This window comes from Methylocystis sp. H4A, from assembly GCF_015709545.1.
Taxonomy (GTDB): Bacteria; Pseudomonadota; Alphaproteobacteria; order Rhizobiales; family Beijerinckiaceae; genus Methylocystis; species Methylocystis silviterrae.
In genome coordinates this window covers 70599-84369 of the sequence record NZ_JADNQY010000017.1, presented here as the reverse complement: position 1 = coordinate 84369, position 13771 = coordinate 70599, and the positions used below count along the sequence as shown (strand labels likewise).

The 13771-nt window shown below is 63.9% G+C and carries 15 protein-coding genes; 10 read left to right on the top strand and 5 right to left on the bottom strand.

Features of this window, described 5'->3' with window-relative positions; genetic code table 11:
- Positions 1-39: 39 nt before the first annotated feature.
- The 5 genes from IYW40_RS04100 (at position 40) to IYW40_RS04080 (ending at position 4666) form a co-directional block, all read left to right on the top strand.
- On the top strand, positions 40-267 hold the full coding sequence (locus IYW40_RS04100; RefSeq protein ID WP_196399487.1) for a zinc ribbon domain-containing protein: 228 nt from the start codon (positions 40-42) through the stop codon (positions 265-267).
- Positions 268-884: 617 nt separating this feature from the next.
- Positions 885-2810, top strand: coding sequence for a cobaltochelatase subunit CobT (gene cobT, locus IYW40_RS04095; RefSeq protein ID WP_196399486.1), 1926 nt, complete (start codon positions 885-887; stop codon positions 2808-2810).
- A gap of 128 nt (positions 2811-2938) precedes the next feature.
- Positions 2939-3079: a hypothetical protein gene (locus tag IYW40_RS04090; RefSeq protein ID WP_196399485.1), complete on the top strand. Its 141-nt coding sequence runs from the start codon at positions 2939-2941 to the stop codon at positions 3077-3079.
- Between the two features lie 50 nt (positions 3080-3129).
- On the top strand, positions 3130-4347 hold the full coding sequence (locus IYW40_RS04085; RefSeq protein ID WP_196399484.1) for a molybdopterin-dependent oxidoreductase: 1218 nt from the start codon (positions 3130-3132) through the stop codon (positions 4345-4347).
- 7 nt (positions 4348-4354) lie between these two features.
- Positions 4355-4666: a cytochrome c gene (locus IYW40_RS04080; RefSeq protein ID WP_196399483.1), complete on the top strand. Its 312-nt coding sequence runs from the start codon at positions 4355-4357 to the stop codon at positions 4664-4666.
- A 7-nt stretch (positions 4667-4673) separates the two neighbouring features.
- On the opposite strand, the gene IYW40_RS04075 is transcribed toward IYW40_RS04080, so the two are convergent.
- Positions 4674-5459 (bottom strand): quinoprotein dehydrogenase-associated SoxYZ-like carrier, encoded by a 786-nt coding sequence (locus IYW40_RS04075; protein ID WP_196399482.1) that lies wholly within the window; start codon positions 5457-5459, stop codon positions 4674-4676.
- Positions 5460-5665: 206 nt separating this feature from the next.
- Positions 5666-6589: a quinoprotein relay system zinc metallohydrolase 2 gene (locus IYW40_RS04070; protein WP_196399481.1), complete on the bottom strand. Its 924-nt coding sequence runs from the start codon at positions 6587-6589 to the stop codon at positions 5666-5668.
- Positions 6590-6880: 291 nt separating this feature from the next.
- Here IYW40_RS04070 and xoxF5 point away from each other — a divergent pair, with 291 nt between their 5' ends.
- The 4 genes from xoxF5 to IYW40_RS04050 all read left to right on the top strand — a co-directional run bounded on the left by xoxF5 (position 6881) and on the right by IYW40_RS04050 (position 10792).
- Positions 6881-8689: a lanthanide-dependent methanol dehydrogenase XoxF5 gene (gene xoxF5 / locus IYW40_RS04065; RefSeq protein WP_196399480.1), complete on the top strand. Its 1809-nt coding sequence runs from the start codon at positions 6881-6883 to the stop codon at positions 8687-8689.
- Between the two features lie 148 nt (positions 8690-8837).
- Complete coding sequence (locus IYW40_RS04060) at positions 8838-9305, top strand: c-type cytochrome, methanol metabolism-related (protein ID WP_196399542.1); 468 nt, start codon at positions 8838-8840, stop codon at positions 9303-9305.
- Between the two features lie 18 nt (positions 9306-9323).
- Positions 9324-10226 carry a substrate-binding domain-containing protein gene (locus tag IYW40_RS04055; protein ID WP_196399479.1) on the top strand — a complete coding sequence of 301 codons (903 nt, stop codon included), beginning with the start codon at positions 9324-9326 and terminating at the stop codon, positions 10224-10226.
- A complete protein-coding gene (locus IYW40_RS04050) occupies positions 10226-10792 on the top strand; it encodes a PQQ-dependent catabolism-associated CXXCW motif protein (protein WP_196399478.1) in 567 nt (188 codons plus the stop codon). The genes IYW40_RS04055 and IYW40_RS04050 overlap by 1 nt, the downstream gene beginning before the upstream one ends.
- Before the next feature lie 170 nt (positions 10793-10962).
- Here the strand turns inward: IYW40_RS04050 and IYW40_RS04045 are convergent, their stop codons facing one another.
- Positions 10963-11583, bottom strand: a complete 621-nt coding sequence (locus tag IYW40_RS04045; protein ID WP_196399477.1) for a hypothetical protein — start codon at positions 11581-11583, stop codon at positions 10963-10965.
- 45 nt (positions 11584-11628) lie between these two features.
- Here IYW40_RS04045 and IYW40_RS04040 point away from each other — a divergent pair, with 45 nt between their 5' ends.
- Positions 11629-12336: a HisA/HisF-related TIM barrel protein gene (locus tag IYW40_RS04040; RefSeq protein WP_196399476.1), complete on the top strand. Its 708-nt coding sequence runs from the start codon at positions 11629-11631 to the stop codon at positions 12334-12336.
- Between the two features lie 29 nt (positions 12337-12365).
- Here the strand turns inward: IYW40_RS04040 and fae (IYW40_RS04035) are convergent, their stop codons facing one another.
- Together fae (IYW40_RS04035) and fae (IYW40_RS04030) are read right to left on the bottom strand one after the other, a co-directional pair.
- Positions 12366-12935, bottom strand: coding sequence for a formaldehyde-activating enzyme (gene fae, locus IYW40_RS04035; protein WP_175094739.1), 570 nt, complete (start codon positions 12933-12935; stop codon positions 12366-12368).
- A 260-nt stretch (positions 12936-13195) separates the two neighbouring features.
- Positions 13196-13705 carry a formaldehyde-activating enzyme gene (gene fae, locus IYW40_RS04030; RefSeq protein ID WP_026223198.1) on the bottom strand — a complete coding sequence of 170 codons (510 nt, stop codon included), beginning with the start codon at positions 13703-13705 and terminating at the stop codon, positions 13196-13198.
- Between the last annotated feature and the right edge of the window lie 66 nt (positions 13706-13771).

The window sequence follows — 13771 nt, the reverse complement described above, 5'->3', positions numbered from 1 at the left end:
CGAGGGCGTTCCGTGAACGCCAACTGACGCGAGGCCCCAATGCCGCTTTACGCCTATGTCTGTGACGCCTGTTCCGCCGAATTCGAACTCTTGGTGCGCGCGTCGGAAACCTCGGCCTGTCCCTCCTGCGGGAGCGAGAAACTGCAGCAGCAGGTGTCGCGCATCAGCAAGGAAATCAAATATCCGGCGATCGCGAAATCATGGCGCCGGCGGGCCGCGGCGGAAGGCGACCTTTCGAATTTCAGCAAGCAGGAACGCAAATTGTGACGGGCCGCTCCCGTGGCGATCGGATTGCCGGCCTTCCGCCGTTGACCGAAGTCAACGCTTCGGCCGTGCGAAGGCTTTTTCAGGAGCATGCGTCAATTGGTCCACATTCGCCAATGATCTCGCATCCGCGAGCCACCCCTTCGCCTTGCCGGAACAAGGGATTCGAAGTTTTTCCTAAATTATGAGCAGCAGAAAATACTATTTCCATTCCCTATTCCTGGGCGACTTTTACGTTCAAACTGGTTTGCAAAGCGCGTATTTACGCTTAAATATAAGAAATAGGCTGCAGCTTTTCTGGGCATTCCTGCCGGCGGCTTATGTTTTTCTTCGCAGGCATGTCCATTAAAGAGACAAAATGAGCATGAACACCGCAGCCTCTTCGCGTTTAAAGGGCATGATTTGGGTTGTCGGCGCAATTGCCGCGATTGTGACCGTGGTCCTGGTCGCTCCGATGATTTCGCACCTCGGCTGATAATCTCGACCGGAAAAAAGCCGCGCGGCCTGGCTGCGCGGCTTTTTCGCGTACTCGCCTATCGACTCGCACGCCTATCGACTCGCCGTCCGCTGACCGCCCGCCGACTTGCGACTTCGCTGAGCGGCGCGCATATACTGTCGTTATGCCGCCAGCCCCGACAAACCGACGGCCTGCCTCGCCCAAGGAGGCGCCGCAGGAACCGTTCAAGCGCGCCGTCGCCGGCGCCATGCGCGCCATGGCGCGCTCGCCAGCGCTCGAGGTGAATTTTGCCCCGGAGCGACCCTCGCTGATCGCGGGCGCCGACGGGGCGAAGGCGCGGCTGACGGAGCCGCCGCGAAAGCTGAACGTAAAGGACGCCGCGATTCTGCGCGGTCAGGCGGATTCTCTGGCGCTGCGTCTCGCCTGTCACGACGACGCGTTGCATCGCCGCTATGCGCCGGAACCCACGGCGGCCCGGGCCGCCTTTGACACCCTGGAGCAGGCGCGCTGCGAATCGATCGGCGCGATGCGGATGCCCGGCGTCGCCGCGAATATCAGCGCCATGCTCGACGACCGCTATCAGCGCAGCCACGCGGATGAAATCTCAGGCCGCGACGACGCGCCGCTCGAAGACGCGCTGGCGCTGCTCGCGCGCCAACGCCTGACCGGACTCAATCCGCCGCAGCACGCGCAGAAAATCGTCGAGCTGTGGCGCGACACCGTCGAAGAGCGCGCCGGCGCAGATCTCGACCGACTGTCCGGGGCGGTGGAGGACCAGAAGCTTTTCGCCCAGATCGTGCGTGAGCTGCTTTCGCATCTCGATATGGCGAGCGGCGAAGCGCCGGACGAGACGCAGTCCGACGACGAAAGCGAGGACGCGCCACAAAATCCCGACCAGAGCGAGAGCGACGATCGCGACGACGAAGAGTCGAAGAGCGCCGCCGAAATGGATACGGCGCTCGCGGCCGAAGACGCCGAGCAGGAAGGCGAGAGCGACTCCGCGGAAGCGCCCTATGGCGAGACCGAGCGAGAGGCCGACGCCGGAGACGCCGAAGAGGCCGCCGAGGCGCGTCATCCGGCGACGAACGCCGCCGAGCGCGCCGGCGCCGATTATCACGCCTACACCACCCGCTTCGACGAGATCATTCGCGCCGAGGAGCTCTGCGACGTCGAGGAGCTGGACCGGCTTCGGGCCTATCTGGACAAGCAGTTGCTGCATCTCTCCTCGGTCGTCGGACGGCTGGCGAATCGGCTGCAGCGCCGGCTGATGGCGCAGCAGAGCCGTTCGTGGGAGTTCGACCTCGAGGAAGGCATGCTCGACCCCGCGCGGCTGCCGCGGATCATCATCGACCCCCAGCAGCCGCTCTCTTTCAAACGCGAAAAGGACATGGACTTTCGCGACACGGTGGTGACGCTGCTTCTGGACAATTCCGGCTCGATGCGCGGGCGCCCGATCACGGTCGCGGCCACCTGCGCCGACATTCTGGCGCGCACGCTGGAGCGCTGCGGCGTCAAGGTCGAGATCCTGGGCTTCACCACCCGCGCCTGGAAGGGCGGCCAGTCTCGCGAGGCCTGGATCGCCGAAGGGAAGGCGGCCAATCCCGGACGCCTCAACGACATCCGCCACATCATCTATAAGGCCGCCGACGCGCCCTGGCGCCGCGCCCGACGCAACCTCGGCCTGATGATGCGGGAAGGGCTGTTGAAGGAGAATATTGACGGCGAAGCCCTCGATTGGGCGCATCGCCGATTGCTCGCGCGCACCGAGCAGAGGCGCATCCTGATGATGATCTCGGACGGCGCGCCGGTCGACGACTCGACGCTTTCGGTTAACGCCGGCAATTATCTGGAGCGGCACCTGCGCCAAATCATTCACGAGATCGAGAGCAAGTCGCCGGTCGAACTCATCGCCATCGGCATCGGCCATGACGTCACCCGCTACTACCGCCGCGCGGTGACGATCGTCGACGCTGAGGAGTTGGGCGGCGCCATGACAGAAAAATTGGCCGAGCTGTTCAGCGAAAGCGCTGCGCCCGCGCCGCCGCCGACCCAGCGCCGCTCCCGCGCGCCGGCCGTCGCGCGTCGGTAACAGAGCCGGCGCTTCAGCCTTTTTTAACGATATTGCAACGATTCGCCGTCTCGCGCGTTTCTCTGCGGGCGCGTCTTTTGCTGAGCCAAACGGCAGGGACGCCCGTGTGGACTTGTAAGGGGATCGTGATGGCGTTCATCAACTGGCAGGACAAGGCGGCTCCGAGAGAGGCGAGCGAAGCGGAGCGGTTTCTGTGCGTTACGGGCGTTTTCGCGCTTGCGACGCTGCCGTTCGCGCTATGCGCGGCGCTGACGATCTGGGGTTCGTGACGGTCTAGCCGCGCGGTCGCTGCAAAGCGCCGGCGCGAGCGGCGTGAACGATGCCCCGAGCCACGAGCAGGCGATCATTTTTGCGCGGCGCAAGCCTTGGGCTCGCGGCTCTGTCCTCGTTAGATGGACGGCGCGCGTTCTCGGCGGAAAGCGCGCGACTGGGGTTCGCTAATGGCGAGCGGCCCCTCGTGCGCTACCCTGGGAAACGTGCGCTGATCGAGCAGACCGTCCGGCCGCCTCAGCTCGAAACCCCTTACTCCGTTTACGACGAAGGCGTGTTGACGCCGAACGACGCCTTTTTCGTGCGCTATCACCTCGCCGGCGTCCCGCTTAGCATTGATCCAAAAGCCTTTCGCCTTGAGGTGCGGGGCCATGTCGAGACGCCGCTGTCGCTCTCGCTCGAAGAACTCAAGCGCGACTTCGAACCGATCGAGATCGTCGCCGTGAACCAATGTTCCGGCAACAGCCGCGGCTTCGTCGAGCCGCGCGTCGGCGGCGGACAATTTGGCCATGGCGCGATGGGCAACGCTCGCTGGCGCGGGGTGTCGCTCAAAACGCTGCTCGAAAAGGCCGGACCGAAGCCGGGGGCTCAGTCCGTCGCCTTCAACGGGCTCGACTCGCCAGTGGCGCCGGAGACGCCGGATTTCATGAAGGCGCTCGACCTCGGCCACGCCGGCGATGGCGAAGTGATGCTCGCTTACGCCATGAATGGCGAAGACCTGCCATGGCTCAACGGCTTCCCGCTGCGGCTGGTGGTTCCCGGCTGTTACGGCACCTATTGGGTGAAGCACCTGAACGACATCGAGGTGCTCGACAGCGATTTTAGCGGCTTCTGGATGTCGAGCGCCTATCGCATCCCCGACAATGACTGCGTCTGCGTCACGCCCGGCGCGCCGAAGGGGGCGACGCGGCCGATCAAGCGGCTCAATGTCCGCAGTTTCATAACGCGGCCGGCCGAAGACGCGAAAGCCGCAGCGCATGTCGCCTTCGAGGTCAGGGGCATCGCCTTCGATGGCGGCCAGGGCATTGAAGCCGTGCTGCTCTCAGCCGACAACGGCGCGAGCTGGGCCGCGGCTCGGCTTGGTGAGGATCTCGGCCGCTATTCCTTCCGCGAATGGCGGAGCGAACTGTCCCTGCGGCCCGGCGTGCATCATTTGAAATCCCGCGCCGTCAATCGCGACGGCCAGTCGCAGCCCTTGGCGCCCTTATGGAACCATGCCGGCTATATGCGGAACGTGGTGGAGACAATTCGGATAGAGGCGATCTAGCGGAGACATGAAGCGCTTTCGCAAAACGCTCATCCTGGTGGCGACGGCGGCGTCTCTCGCGACGTCGCTCGGCGCCGCCGAGACGCTGACCTATTCGCTGCCGGACGAAACCGCGACGCTGCGCCCCGGACCGGGCCAGGAAACCGCCCAGAGCAATTGCGCCGCTTGCCACTCGGTCGACTATATCGAGCGCCAGCCGCCGAAGATGGGCCGGGCGTTCTGGGAGGGCGTCGTGAAGAAGATGATCGCGTCCTATCATGCGCAGATCGACGAAGCCGACGCCGCGGCGATCGTTGATTATCTTTCGGCGACCTATTGAGCGCGGCTCACGACGCTTCGCCGATCGGCCATTCGCCCTTGTAGATGCCGCCCTTATTGTCATGGGCTTCGACGCGGATCGTCTTCGCGCCGTTCGGCGCATAGGTGAAGCGGAAGGTCGGGTCTTCCGAGAGCGAGATGCCGCCTTCCATCTTGAAGATCGGCGTCTCGCCCTGAAAGACTTCGACAGAGTCAATGAAATGCGCCGGCAGATAGGCGCGCGAGACCGGGTCCATCTGCATCCCCGAACTGTTCGGGTGGCGGATCATGATCTGCGCCTCGCGTTTTGCCGGATCGGCGCTCTTGAACTCGCGATATTTCATCTTGCCGAGATTGGCGACCGCCTCGTCCTCGTCCTTGACCGCCGGCGCCGAACAGCCGCCCGAGGCTTTGACGAATTTGGCGTCGGCGCGCAGTTTGCCGTCGCCCGTTTCCGCCACCGCATGGACGTTGCTGTAGGAATTCACCCGCACGCGGGTTTCGATGAAGCCGACGCCGGATGTGTCGCCGAGCGTGAAGGCTGCAGCCATCGGCATCGGGTTCTGGTCGATGACCAGCGTCGCAACTTTGATCTGCGTCGGGTCGGCGAAGCGCATGGTCATCGGCACGATCGCCGCGTCCTCGGCCCGCGCCGGCGCGTCGAGCGTAATGACGCCGTCCGCCGCCGAGATCGGCCGGCTGTGAAAGATGTCGACGACGAGCTCCGGCCAGGGATCGGGCGCGGTTTGGGCGAGGGCGGCGGTCGAAAGGAGAGCGAAGAGGGCGCCGGCGGCGGAAAGGGCTGTTTTGTTCATCCGGCATCCTCCTAACAACTTCGTCATTGCGAGCGTCGCGAAGCAATCCATCGAAAGGCGCCCCGGCTCTGGTTTGCTTCGTCGGTTTCTTGCGAAGTCGGGTATACCCGACTTCGAATAAAGCTCCTCGCAATGACGGCAAGAGCACTGATCTCCTGGCAAGAATAAGCGCCAACTCTGGTCGCCGTCACGTGACAAAGTCATCCTCATGGTCCTTCCCACTCCAGCTCGGCGAATCCCGCCGTCGCGTTGCGGGCGTTGTAATCGTCGAACAGCCGCCATTTCTCCCTCTCCTCGGCGCCGGCTTCCTTGGCCGCCGCCGCGACGCCCTCGCCCTTTTTGATCGCGGCCCGGAGATCGGCGGTCAGCCGCATGAGATAGGCGCGTTGGTCCTCGAGCGCCTTGGGCCAGGGCGCGGGGAGGGGGCCATGCCCGGCGACGACCTGCGTCGCCTTGATCGCCGCGAGCCTGTCGGCGACGTCGAGGAAGCCGAGAAGGCTGCCGTCGACGACCGGCACATGCTGTAAAAAGAGCAGATCGCCGGAAAAGAGCACGCCGCTCTTTGGATCGAGAATGGTGAGGTCGCATTCGCTATGCGCCGTGCGCCACGCCTGCAGGACGATCTCGCGATGGCCGAGATCGAGCGTCAGCGTCTGGTCGACGGTCATCGTCGGGGGCACGATCGTCACGCCGTCGAGCGCGTCGCCCATCTGCGCGCGGAAGGCCGAAAGATAGTGCGGCCCACGCGCGGCCAGCGCGCGCGGCAGATTCTTGTGCCCAACGAATATCGCGCCGGTCTCGACGAAGGCGCCATTGCCGAAAATATGGTCGGGATGGGCGTGGGTGTTGATGACGTAGCGAATGGGCTTTTGCGTCTTTTCGCGCAGCGCCGCGAGGAAGGCGCGGCCTTCGATCAGGCTGCCGCCGGTATCGATCACCGCGACCGCTTCGTCCCCGACGATGGCGCCGAGATTGGCGATGTCGCCCAAATTTTCCCGGGTCATGAGGGAAGTTTCGCCCTGATGCGCGTAAGCGCCGGGGGCGATTTCGCTTAAGGAGAAGGCGCGGGCGGGGTTCCCGGCGACGAGCGGCGCGAGCGCCGCGACAAGCGCCAGCATGCGACGCAACATGTTGTTCGCCTTGGCTGTTTCGCGGGCTGGCCGATGCGCTGCATCGCACGGCCGCGCCATTGTTTTTTGCGATTGCGATTCAAGAGCTAGCGACATATTATCCCGCCGTTTCCGAGTTAAAAGATGTCTTCCGGACGGGAACCGGGAGCTTCTCGCCGCTGGCGGACGTTTTGTCCCGCCGGCTTGAGACATAAACGGAAATCGCCTTCCCAATGTCGAGGCGCCTAGGAGGCACGACGTCGGCGGCGGCGCATAAAAATGCGCCCCGGGCGTCGTCAGGAGGAAAAGCTCATGCATAAACTGTTGTTGTCGACTTCGGTGGCCGTACTCGCGCTCGCCGGCGCGGCGAAGGCTGACGATTTGCAGACCCTGCAGAAGGATCCCAAGCAGTGGGTGATGCCGACGGGCGATTACGCCAATCTGCGGCATTCCGCTCTTAAGCAGATCACGACCGAGAACGTCGGCAAGCTCGCGCCGGCGTGGCAGTTCTCCACCGGCGTTCTGCGCGGCCATGAAGGCGCGCCGCTCGTCATCGGCGACGTCATGTATCTGCATACGCCGTTCCCCAACAATGTTTATGCGCTCGACCTGAAGGATCCGGACCACAAGATCCTCTGGAAGTATGAGCCCAAGCAAGATCCGTCGGTCGTGCCGGTGATGTGCTGCGACACGGTGAACCGCGGCCTCGCCTATGGCGACGGCAAGATTTTCCTGGCGCAGGCCGACACCACGCTCGTCGCGCTCGACGCCAAGACCGGCAAGCTCCTTTGGTCGGTCAAGAACGGCGATCCTTCCAAGGGCCAGACCTCGACCGCGGCCCCGCATGTCTTCAAGGACAAGGTGTTCGTGGGCATCGCCGGCGGCGAATTCGGCGTGCGCGGCCACATCACAGCCTATGACGTCAAGACCGGCCAGCAGGTGTGGCGCGGCTATTCGATGGGCCCCGACGCCGACACGCTCATCGAGCCGGGCAAGACCACCCATCTCGGCAAGCCGGTCGAGAAGGACTCAGGCATCACGACCTGGGAAGGCGAGCAGTGGAAGATCGGCGGCGGCACCACCTGGGGCTGGTACAGCTATGATCCGGACCTGAATCTCGTCTACTACGGCTCGGGCAATCCCTCGACCTGGAACCCCAAGCAGCGTCCGGGCGACAATCGCTGGTCGATGACCATCTGGGCGCGCGACCTCGACACCGGCAAGGCGAAGTGGGTTTACCAGATGACGCCCCACGACGAGTGGGACTATGACGGCATCAACGAGATGATTCTCGCCGACCAGGACATGGGCGGCCAGAAGCGCAAGACTCTCGTCCACTTCGACCGCAACGGCTTCGGCTACACGCTTGACCGCGTCACTGGCGAACTGCTCGTCGCCGAGAAATTTGACCCGGCGGTGAACTGGGCGACCAAGGTCGATATGGACAAGAGCTCCAAGACCTATGGCCGTCCGCTCGGCGTGGCGAAATATTCGACGGAGCAGAACGGCGAAGACGTCAATACGCAATATGTCTGCCCGGCGGCGCTTGGCTCCAAGGACCAGCAGCCGGCGAGCTACGACGCGACGACGGGACTGTTCCTGGTTCCGACCAACCATGTCTGCATGGACTATGAGCCGTTCCGCGTGAGCTATACGGCGGGCCAGCCCTACGTCGGCGCGACGCTGGAAATGTTCCCGGCGGGCAAGGACAAGGGCGAGACCCACACCGGCAACTTCATCGCCTGGGACGCCAAGGTCGGCAAGATCGTCTGGTCCAACAAGGAGCAGTTCTCGGTCTGGGGCGGCGCGACGTCGACGGACGGCGGCGTCACCTTCTACGGCACGCTCGAGGGCTATCTGAAGGCCGTCGACACCAAGACCGGCAAGGAGCTCTATAAGTACAAGACTCCGTCGGGAATCATCGGCAACGTCACCACCTATGAGTCCGGCGGCAAGCAGTATGTCGCGGTGCTCTCGGGCGTTGGCGGCTGGGCCGGCATCGGCTTGGCGGCTGGCCTCTCGAAGAGCAACGAGGGACTCGGCGCCGTGGGCAACTATGCGTCGCTGGCCAACTATACGGCTCTCGGCGGCGTGCTGACTGTCTTCGCTCTGCCGAACTAAGCGAGACGCGAAGCAATTAAAAGCCGGCGCTCGGCGCACCGTCAAGGTGCCGCCGAGCGTCGGCGTTTACACTGTGTGGGAAGAAAAGAGACCAAGGAGAGAGGTAATGAGATCGTCGCTTGCCGGAGCGTTAGCTCTGGGCGTCATCATGTGCGTGGGAAGCTCCGCAATGGCCGACGCGCCGGGAGACCCCAAGGCCGTCAAATCGACCGACGGCAAATATTTCGACGCCAAAGGCGACCCCACCTACAACGTCGGTCCTGACGGCAAGGTGGATTGGTACACCTTCTCCGGCTATCGCCGCTATCACGCGGAATGCCACGTCTGCCACGGCCCCAACGGCGGCGGTTCGACCTATGCGCCGGCGCTTAAGGATTCGGTGAAGCGGTTCGACTACGCCGAGTTCGCCGGCATCGTCATCGGCGGCCGCCAGAACGGCAACAGCGTCATGCCGGCCTTCGCCGATAACAAGAACGCCTCCTGCTACATCGACGATCTTTATGTCTATCTGCGCGCGCTCTCGACCGGCGCCATCGAGCCCGGCCGTCCGGGGAAGAAGGAAGATCGCCCGGAAGCCTTCGCCAAGGCTGAGACCGAGTGCATGAGTCAGAAATAAGAGCGTCGATACGATCGCATGATCCGCTTTGACATCAGCCGGCGCGGATTTTCCGCGCTGCTCTCGACGGGCTGGGCCGCCGCGATCCTCTCTGTGGCGGCCCCCGCCTCGGCGCAGCATATGGGGCCCGACTTCGGCGCCAAGGGCGACGACAATCAGGGTTCGATCGAACTCGTCGATCCCAAGACGCTGCGCGTGTGCGCGGATCCGAACAATCTGCCCTTTTCAAACGACAAGGGCGAAGGCTTCGAGAACAGAATCGCCGAATTCCTGGCGAAGAAGCTCGGCAAGGATCTCGCCTATACCTATTATCCGGGCGCCACCGGCTTTGTGCGCAATACGCTCAACGCGCATCTATGCGACGTCATCCTCGGCATGCCGCAGGGCAATGACCTCGTGCAGACCACCAATCCCTATTACCGGACGACCTACGCCATCGTGACCCGCGCGGGCTCGGAGCTTGACGGCGTAAAGACTCTCGATGATCCCCGTCTGAAGGAAAAACCGCATCGAATCGGCCTTGTCGCCAACACGCCGCCCGGCAATGTTCTGGCGATGAATGGTCTGATGGCGTCGGTGAAGCCCTATGCGCTGATGGTCGACACGCGCGTCGAATCTTCCGGCGCGGCGATGATGCATGATCTCGAAAAGGGCGAGATTGACGTCGCGCTGCTGTGGGGACCGATCGCCGGCTACTACGCCAAACATTCGAGCGTGAAGCTGAATGTGACGCCGCTGCCGGAGACGCCTGGCGCCCGCGCGGCCTTCCGCATCGGTTTCGGGGTTCGCCATTCCGATCAGAACTGGAAGCGCGAACTCAATACGCTGATCGCTCAAAACAAGATCGAGCTGGAGCGCATTCTTCGCGACTATGGAGTCCCGTTGCTCGATGAGTCGGGACATGCGATCACGGTTCCGTGATGAATCTGACGACGCATTTGGCTCGCGGCGTTCTCGCGCTCTGCGCGGCGGTCGCGCTTTGCGCCGCCCCTGCTTTTGCCCAAGCGCCGCCAGAGCCGGAAACCTATCGCCTGGACAATTATCATGCGCCGACGCCCGCGACGCTCAAGGGCGCGACCGTGCTCGACACGCCCCAGGCGTTTGAACTGTGGAGCGGGAAGAAGGCGGTTTTCATCGACGCCTTGTCGCGGCCGCCAAAGCCGGAAGGCCTGCCGAAGAATGCGGTGTGGCGGGATCCTAAGCGCTTCGACATTCCTGGCAGCATCTGGCTTCCCGACACCGGGTTTGGCGAACTCTCCGAACCGATGGCGCGCTATTTCGAGCAGGGCGTGGCGCGCGCGAGCGGCGGCGACAAGTCGAAGCCGCTCGTCTTCTATTGCCGCACCAATTGCTGGGCGTCCTGGAACGCCGCGAAACGCGCGCTAACCCTCGGCTATACGCATGTGCTGTGGTATCCGCCCGGCGCCGACGCCTGGGAGCAGGCCGGCCATCCGCTCGAGGAGCGCCAGCCCGAGCCGCGCGAGTAGGGCGCGATTTCAATTAAGGCTGGGGCTGTCATTCTCGACGCTTCGCCTGAGCGAAGCGATCGGGAATCCAGAGTAAGGCCAGCTATTCTCTGATCGCTTCTGGATTCCCGGTCAGGCCGGTGGCCTGCCGGGGATGGCACGCAAACCAGCGGATCAATGGGGTCCGCCGCTCACTCCATCGCCTGCTGGATCGCCCGCGCGAGCGCGCCGAAACGCTGCTCGATCAGCGCCGGGCTCTCGCACACATAGCCGACCATGCGTCGCTGCTCCTCGAAGAGCCGCAGCCGCCACTGCACGGCTTCGCTCGCCTTTTTGATCGCTTCGGAGTCCGGCGGCTTTTGATCCTGCAGTTCCCGCAGAGTCTGCGTCTCCTTGCGCGCGGTCTCCGCCATGGCTTTCAGCCGCCGGCCAAAACGGTCGAGGCCGTTGACCAGGTCGCGCCGCTCGTCATTCATGCGCTCATAGACGCCGGCGAACAGCGTCGTCAGCCGCTCCTTGCGCTTGTCGCCCGCCGACTTGGCGAATTGCGCGACAAGCCGCTCGGCTTCGTCCATCGGCGTGCGTCGCTGCGCGAGGCGCGTGACGAGATCGGCGATCGTCGCATCGTCGCGCCAATGTTTCATAGCGGCGTCGAGCGGCGGACCGGCCCAGACGCCCCCGACCGCGAGCTCGGGCACGCGCACCTGTCGGCACGGCCAATCCGGCTGGCTTTGCTGGGGTGGCGCCTGCGCCGCCGCAGCGTCGGCGAAAACGAGCAAAAAAAGAGCGAGAAGCAGGCTGCGATGAATCATGAGGTTCGCCGGACGTCGCAGGATCGCGACGCGCTATAATGCCCCATGCAGATCATCCCCGTCATCGATATTCGCAGCGGCGCGGTCATGCGCGCCCGCGCCGGCGACCGCGACAGCTATAGGCCGATCGCTTCGCCGCTTGCGGCGACGAGCGCGCCGGCCGATGTCGTCGCCGGCTTTCTGACGCTTCATCCATTCGAGAGAATCTATATCGCCGATCTCGACGCGATCCAGGGAAGCGGCGACAACCGCCGCGAGATCGGCGCGCTGACAGAGCGATTTCCATCGCTTCGCTTTATGGTCGACGCCGGCGCCGCGTCCTGCGACTGGCGCGGCGCAGCGCGCGTCGATTGTGTGATCGGCAGCGAATCCTTGCGCGACAGCGAAGCCCTGCGCGCCGTGAAAGACGCGCCCGATGTCATTCTCTCGCTCGATTTTCGCGACGACGTTTTTTTGGGTCCCGATGCGCTGCACGAATGTCCGAAGCTGTGGCCGAGCCAGGTCATCGTCATGACGCTCACGCGCGTCGGCGTCAGCGCGGGTCCCGACTTCGCGCGCGTCTCGCAGATCGTCGCGCGCGCGGGCGACCGGCGGGTCTTTGCGGCCGGCGGCGTTCGCGACGCGGACGATCTTGAACGGCTTGAGGCGATCGGCGCCATAGGGGCGCTTGTCGCCACGGCGTTGCATGACGGCGCTCTGACCAGCGCCGACCTCGATCGATTCACATCGGCGCACAAAAAAAGGGAGCCCTGAGGCTCCCTTGAAAAGCGAACCGCCAAAACTCAGTTGGCGGCGAAAGGATGTTTCGCGGTGACGCGGGCCGACAACACGCTGCGCGCGCTCGGATCGCCTTTCATCGCGCGGGCGATGGCTTCCTTCGTCGCGGAGTAATTGAAGTCCTGAATCTTCTGATCGTCGTTGGCTTCCCAGTGGATGAACACGCCGACGCAGATGAAGAGGTCGTCCGCCTGGCTCATCGGAATGACGCCCTCGGCGACGCTGTCGGCGACCGCCTTGGCGACGCCATACTGCGCCGGGCCGAACATCTGAACGGCCTGCTTGGCGTTCTTGATGGTCACCTTGTTGAACATCATCGTATAGGGCTTCACCAACAGGTTCGGCGCGACGACCGCGAGCAGCGTCGTAAAGCCGTCCTTGTTGTTGACGAGGCCGTTGGCGAAGGCCTTCTCGGCGGCGGAGCCGCGCGGACCCATGATCAGGTCGATATGCGCGACCTCATTGCCATCGCCGACGAGCGATTCGCCGACGCTGGTCTTGGCGCTGCTCGACGTGAAGCCGGACGACGGCTTCGGAAAGAGCGCGCCCAGTATTTTCTCAAAGAACGAAGCCATGATCCCATCCCTTCCGGTGCGTTCGCGTCCCTGCGGCGTCTGACTTTGCGCGCGCGGAATGCCCCTATTGCTGGTTGCGCCCTCCCTCGGGGAAGACGAAATTTCTGCTGGCGGCCGCCCCCGCGCGCCAGACTTTAGAACTCTGCCGGCGTCATTGTTTTGCAGCGTCGATGCTTGGCCGCTTGAGCGGCGGCGTCGGTCGGCTGCGAGCGCGGCGGCGGGGAGCGTTCGGCTCCCCGCTGCGCATGTTCCTACGCGGTTCAGTTCGGCGCGAAGGGGTGCTTGGCTTCGTTGCGCTTGGCGACGACTTCCGAAGCCTTCGGCTCGCCCTTGACGGCGCGCGCGATCGCTTCCTTCGTGGCGGTATAATTATAGTCCTGGATCTTCTTGTCGTCCGAAGCGTCCCAGTGAATGAACACGCCGACCGCAATGAAGATGTCGTCGGCCTCATCCATCGGGATCACGCCCTCGGCGACCGAATCCGCAACGGCCTTGGCGACGCCATGCTGCGCCGGGCCGAACATCTGAACGGCCTGCTTGGCGCCCTTGATCGTCACCTTGTTGAAGAGGATCGTGTTGGGCTTGCACAGCAGGTTCGGCGCGACGACGGCGAGCAGCGTCGTGAAGCCGTCCTTGTTGTTGACGAGCGCGTTGGCGAAGGCGAGCTCGGCCGCCGAACCGCGCGGACCCATGATCAGGTCGATATGCGCCACTTCATTGCCGTCGCCGACCAGCGACTCGCCGACCAGCATTTTGTTGATCAAAGCCATGTGTTCCTCCCAGAATTCCTCATGATCGCGCGCGCCATTCGGCCCCGAGCGACTCTATCCCCTCTT

What these genes read in the sequence shown, in the direction of transcription:
- cobT (WP_196399486.1), top strand. Translation starts at nt 885, where the DNA reads ATGCCGCCAGCCCCGACAAACCGACGGCCTGCCTCGCCCAAGGAGGCG.
- IYW40_RS04080 (WP_196399483.1), top strand. Translation starts at nt 4,355, where the DNA reads ATGAAGCGCTTTCGCAAAACGCTCATCCTGGTGGCGACGGCGGCGTCT.
- IYW40_RS04040 (WP_196399476.1), top strand. Translation starts at nt 11,629, where the DNA reads ATGCAGATCATCCCCGTCATCGATATTCGCAGCGGCGCGGTCATGCGC.
- IYW40_RS04100 (WP_196399487.1), top strand. Translation starts at nt 40, where the DNA reads ATGCCGCTTTACGCCTATGTCTGTGACGCCTGTTCCGCCGAATTCGAA.
- fae (WP_026223198.1), bottom strand. Translation starts at nt 13,705, where the DNA reads ATGGCTTTGATCAACAAAATGCTGGTCGGCGAGTCGCTGGTCGGCGAC.
- fae (WP_175094739.1), bottom strand. Translation starts at nt 12,935, where the DNA reads ATGGCTTCGTTCTTTGAGAAAATACTGGGCGCGCTCTTTCCGAAGCCG.
- IYW40_RS04045 (WP_196399477.1), bottom strand. Translation starts at nt 11,583, where the DNA reads ATGATTCATCGCAGCCTGCTTCTCGCTCTTTTTTTGCTCGTTTTCGCC.
- IYW40_RS04090 (WP_196399485.1), top strand. Translation starts at nt 2,939, where the DNA reads ATGGCGTTCATCAACTGGCAGGACAAGGCGGCTCCGAGAGAGGCGAGC.
- IYW40_RS04075 (WP_196399482.1), bottom strand. Translation starts at nt 5,459, where the DNA reads ATGAACAAAACAGCCCTTTCCGCCGCCGGCGCCCTCTTCGCTCTCCTT.
- IYW40_RS04085 (WP_196399484.1), top strand. Translation starts at nt 3,130, where the DNA reads ATGCCCCGAGCCACGAGCAGGCGATCATTTTTGCGCGGCGCAAGCCTT.
- xoxF5 (WP_196399480.1), top strand. Translation starts at nt 6,881, where the DNA reads ATGCATAAACTGTTGTTGTCGACTTCGGTGGCCGTACTCGCGCTCGCC.
- IYW40_RS04050 (WP_196399478.1), top strand. Translation starts at nt 10,226, where the DNA reads ATGAATCTGACGACGCATTTGGCTCGCGGCGTTCTCGCGCTCTGCGCG.
- IYW40_RS04060 (WP_196399542.1), top strand. Translation starts at nt 8,838, where the DNA reads ATGTGCGTGGGAAGCTCCGCAATGGCCGACGCGCCGGGAGACCCCAAG.
- IYW40_RS04055 (WP_196399479.1), top strand. Translation starts at nt 9,324, where the DNA reads ATGATCCGCTTTGACATCAGCCGGCGCGGATTTTCCGCGCTGCTCTCG.
- IYW40_RS04070 (WP_196399481.1), bottom strand. Translation starts at nt 6,589, where the DNA reads ATGTTGCGTCGCATGCTGGCGCTTGTCGCGGCGCTCGCGCCGCTCGTC.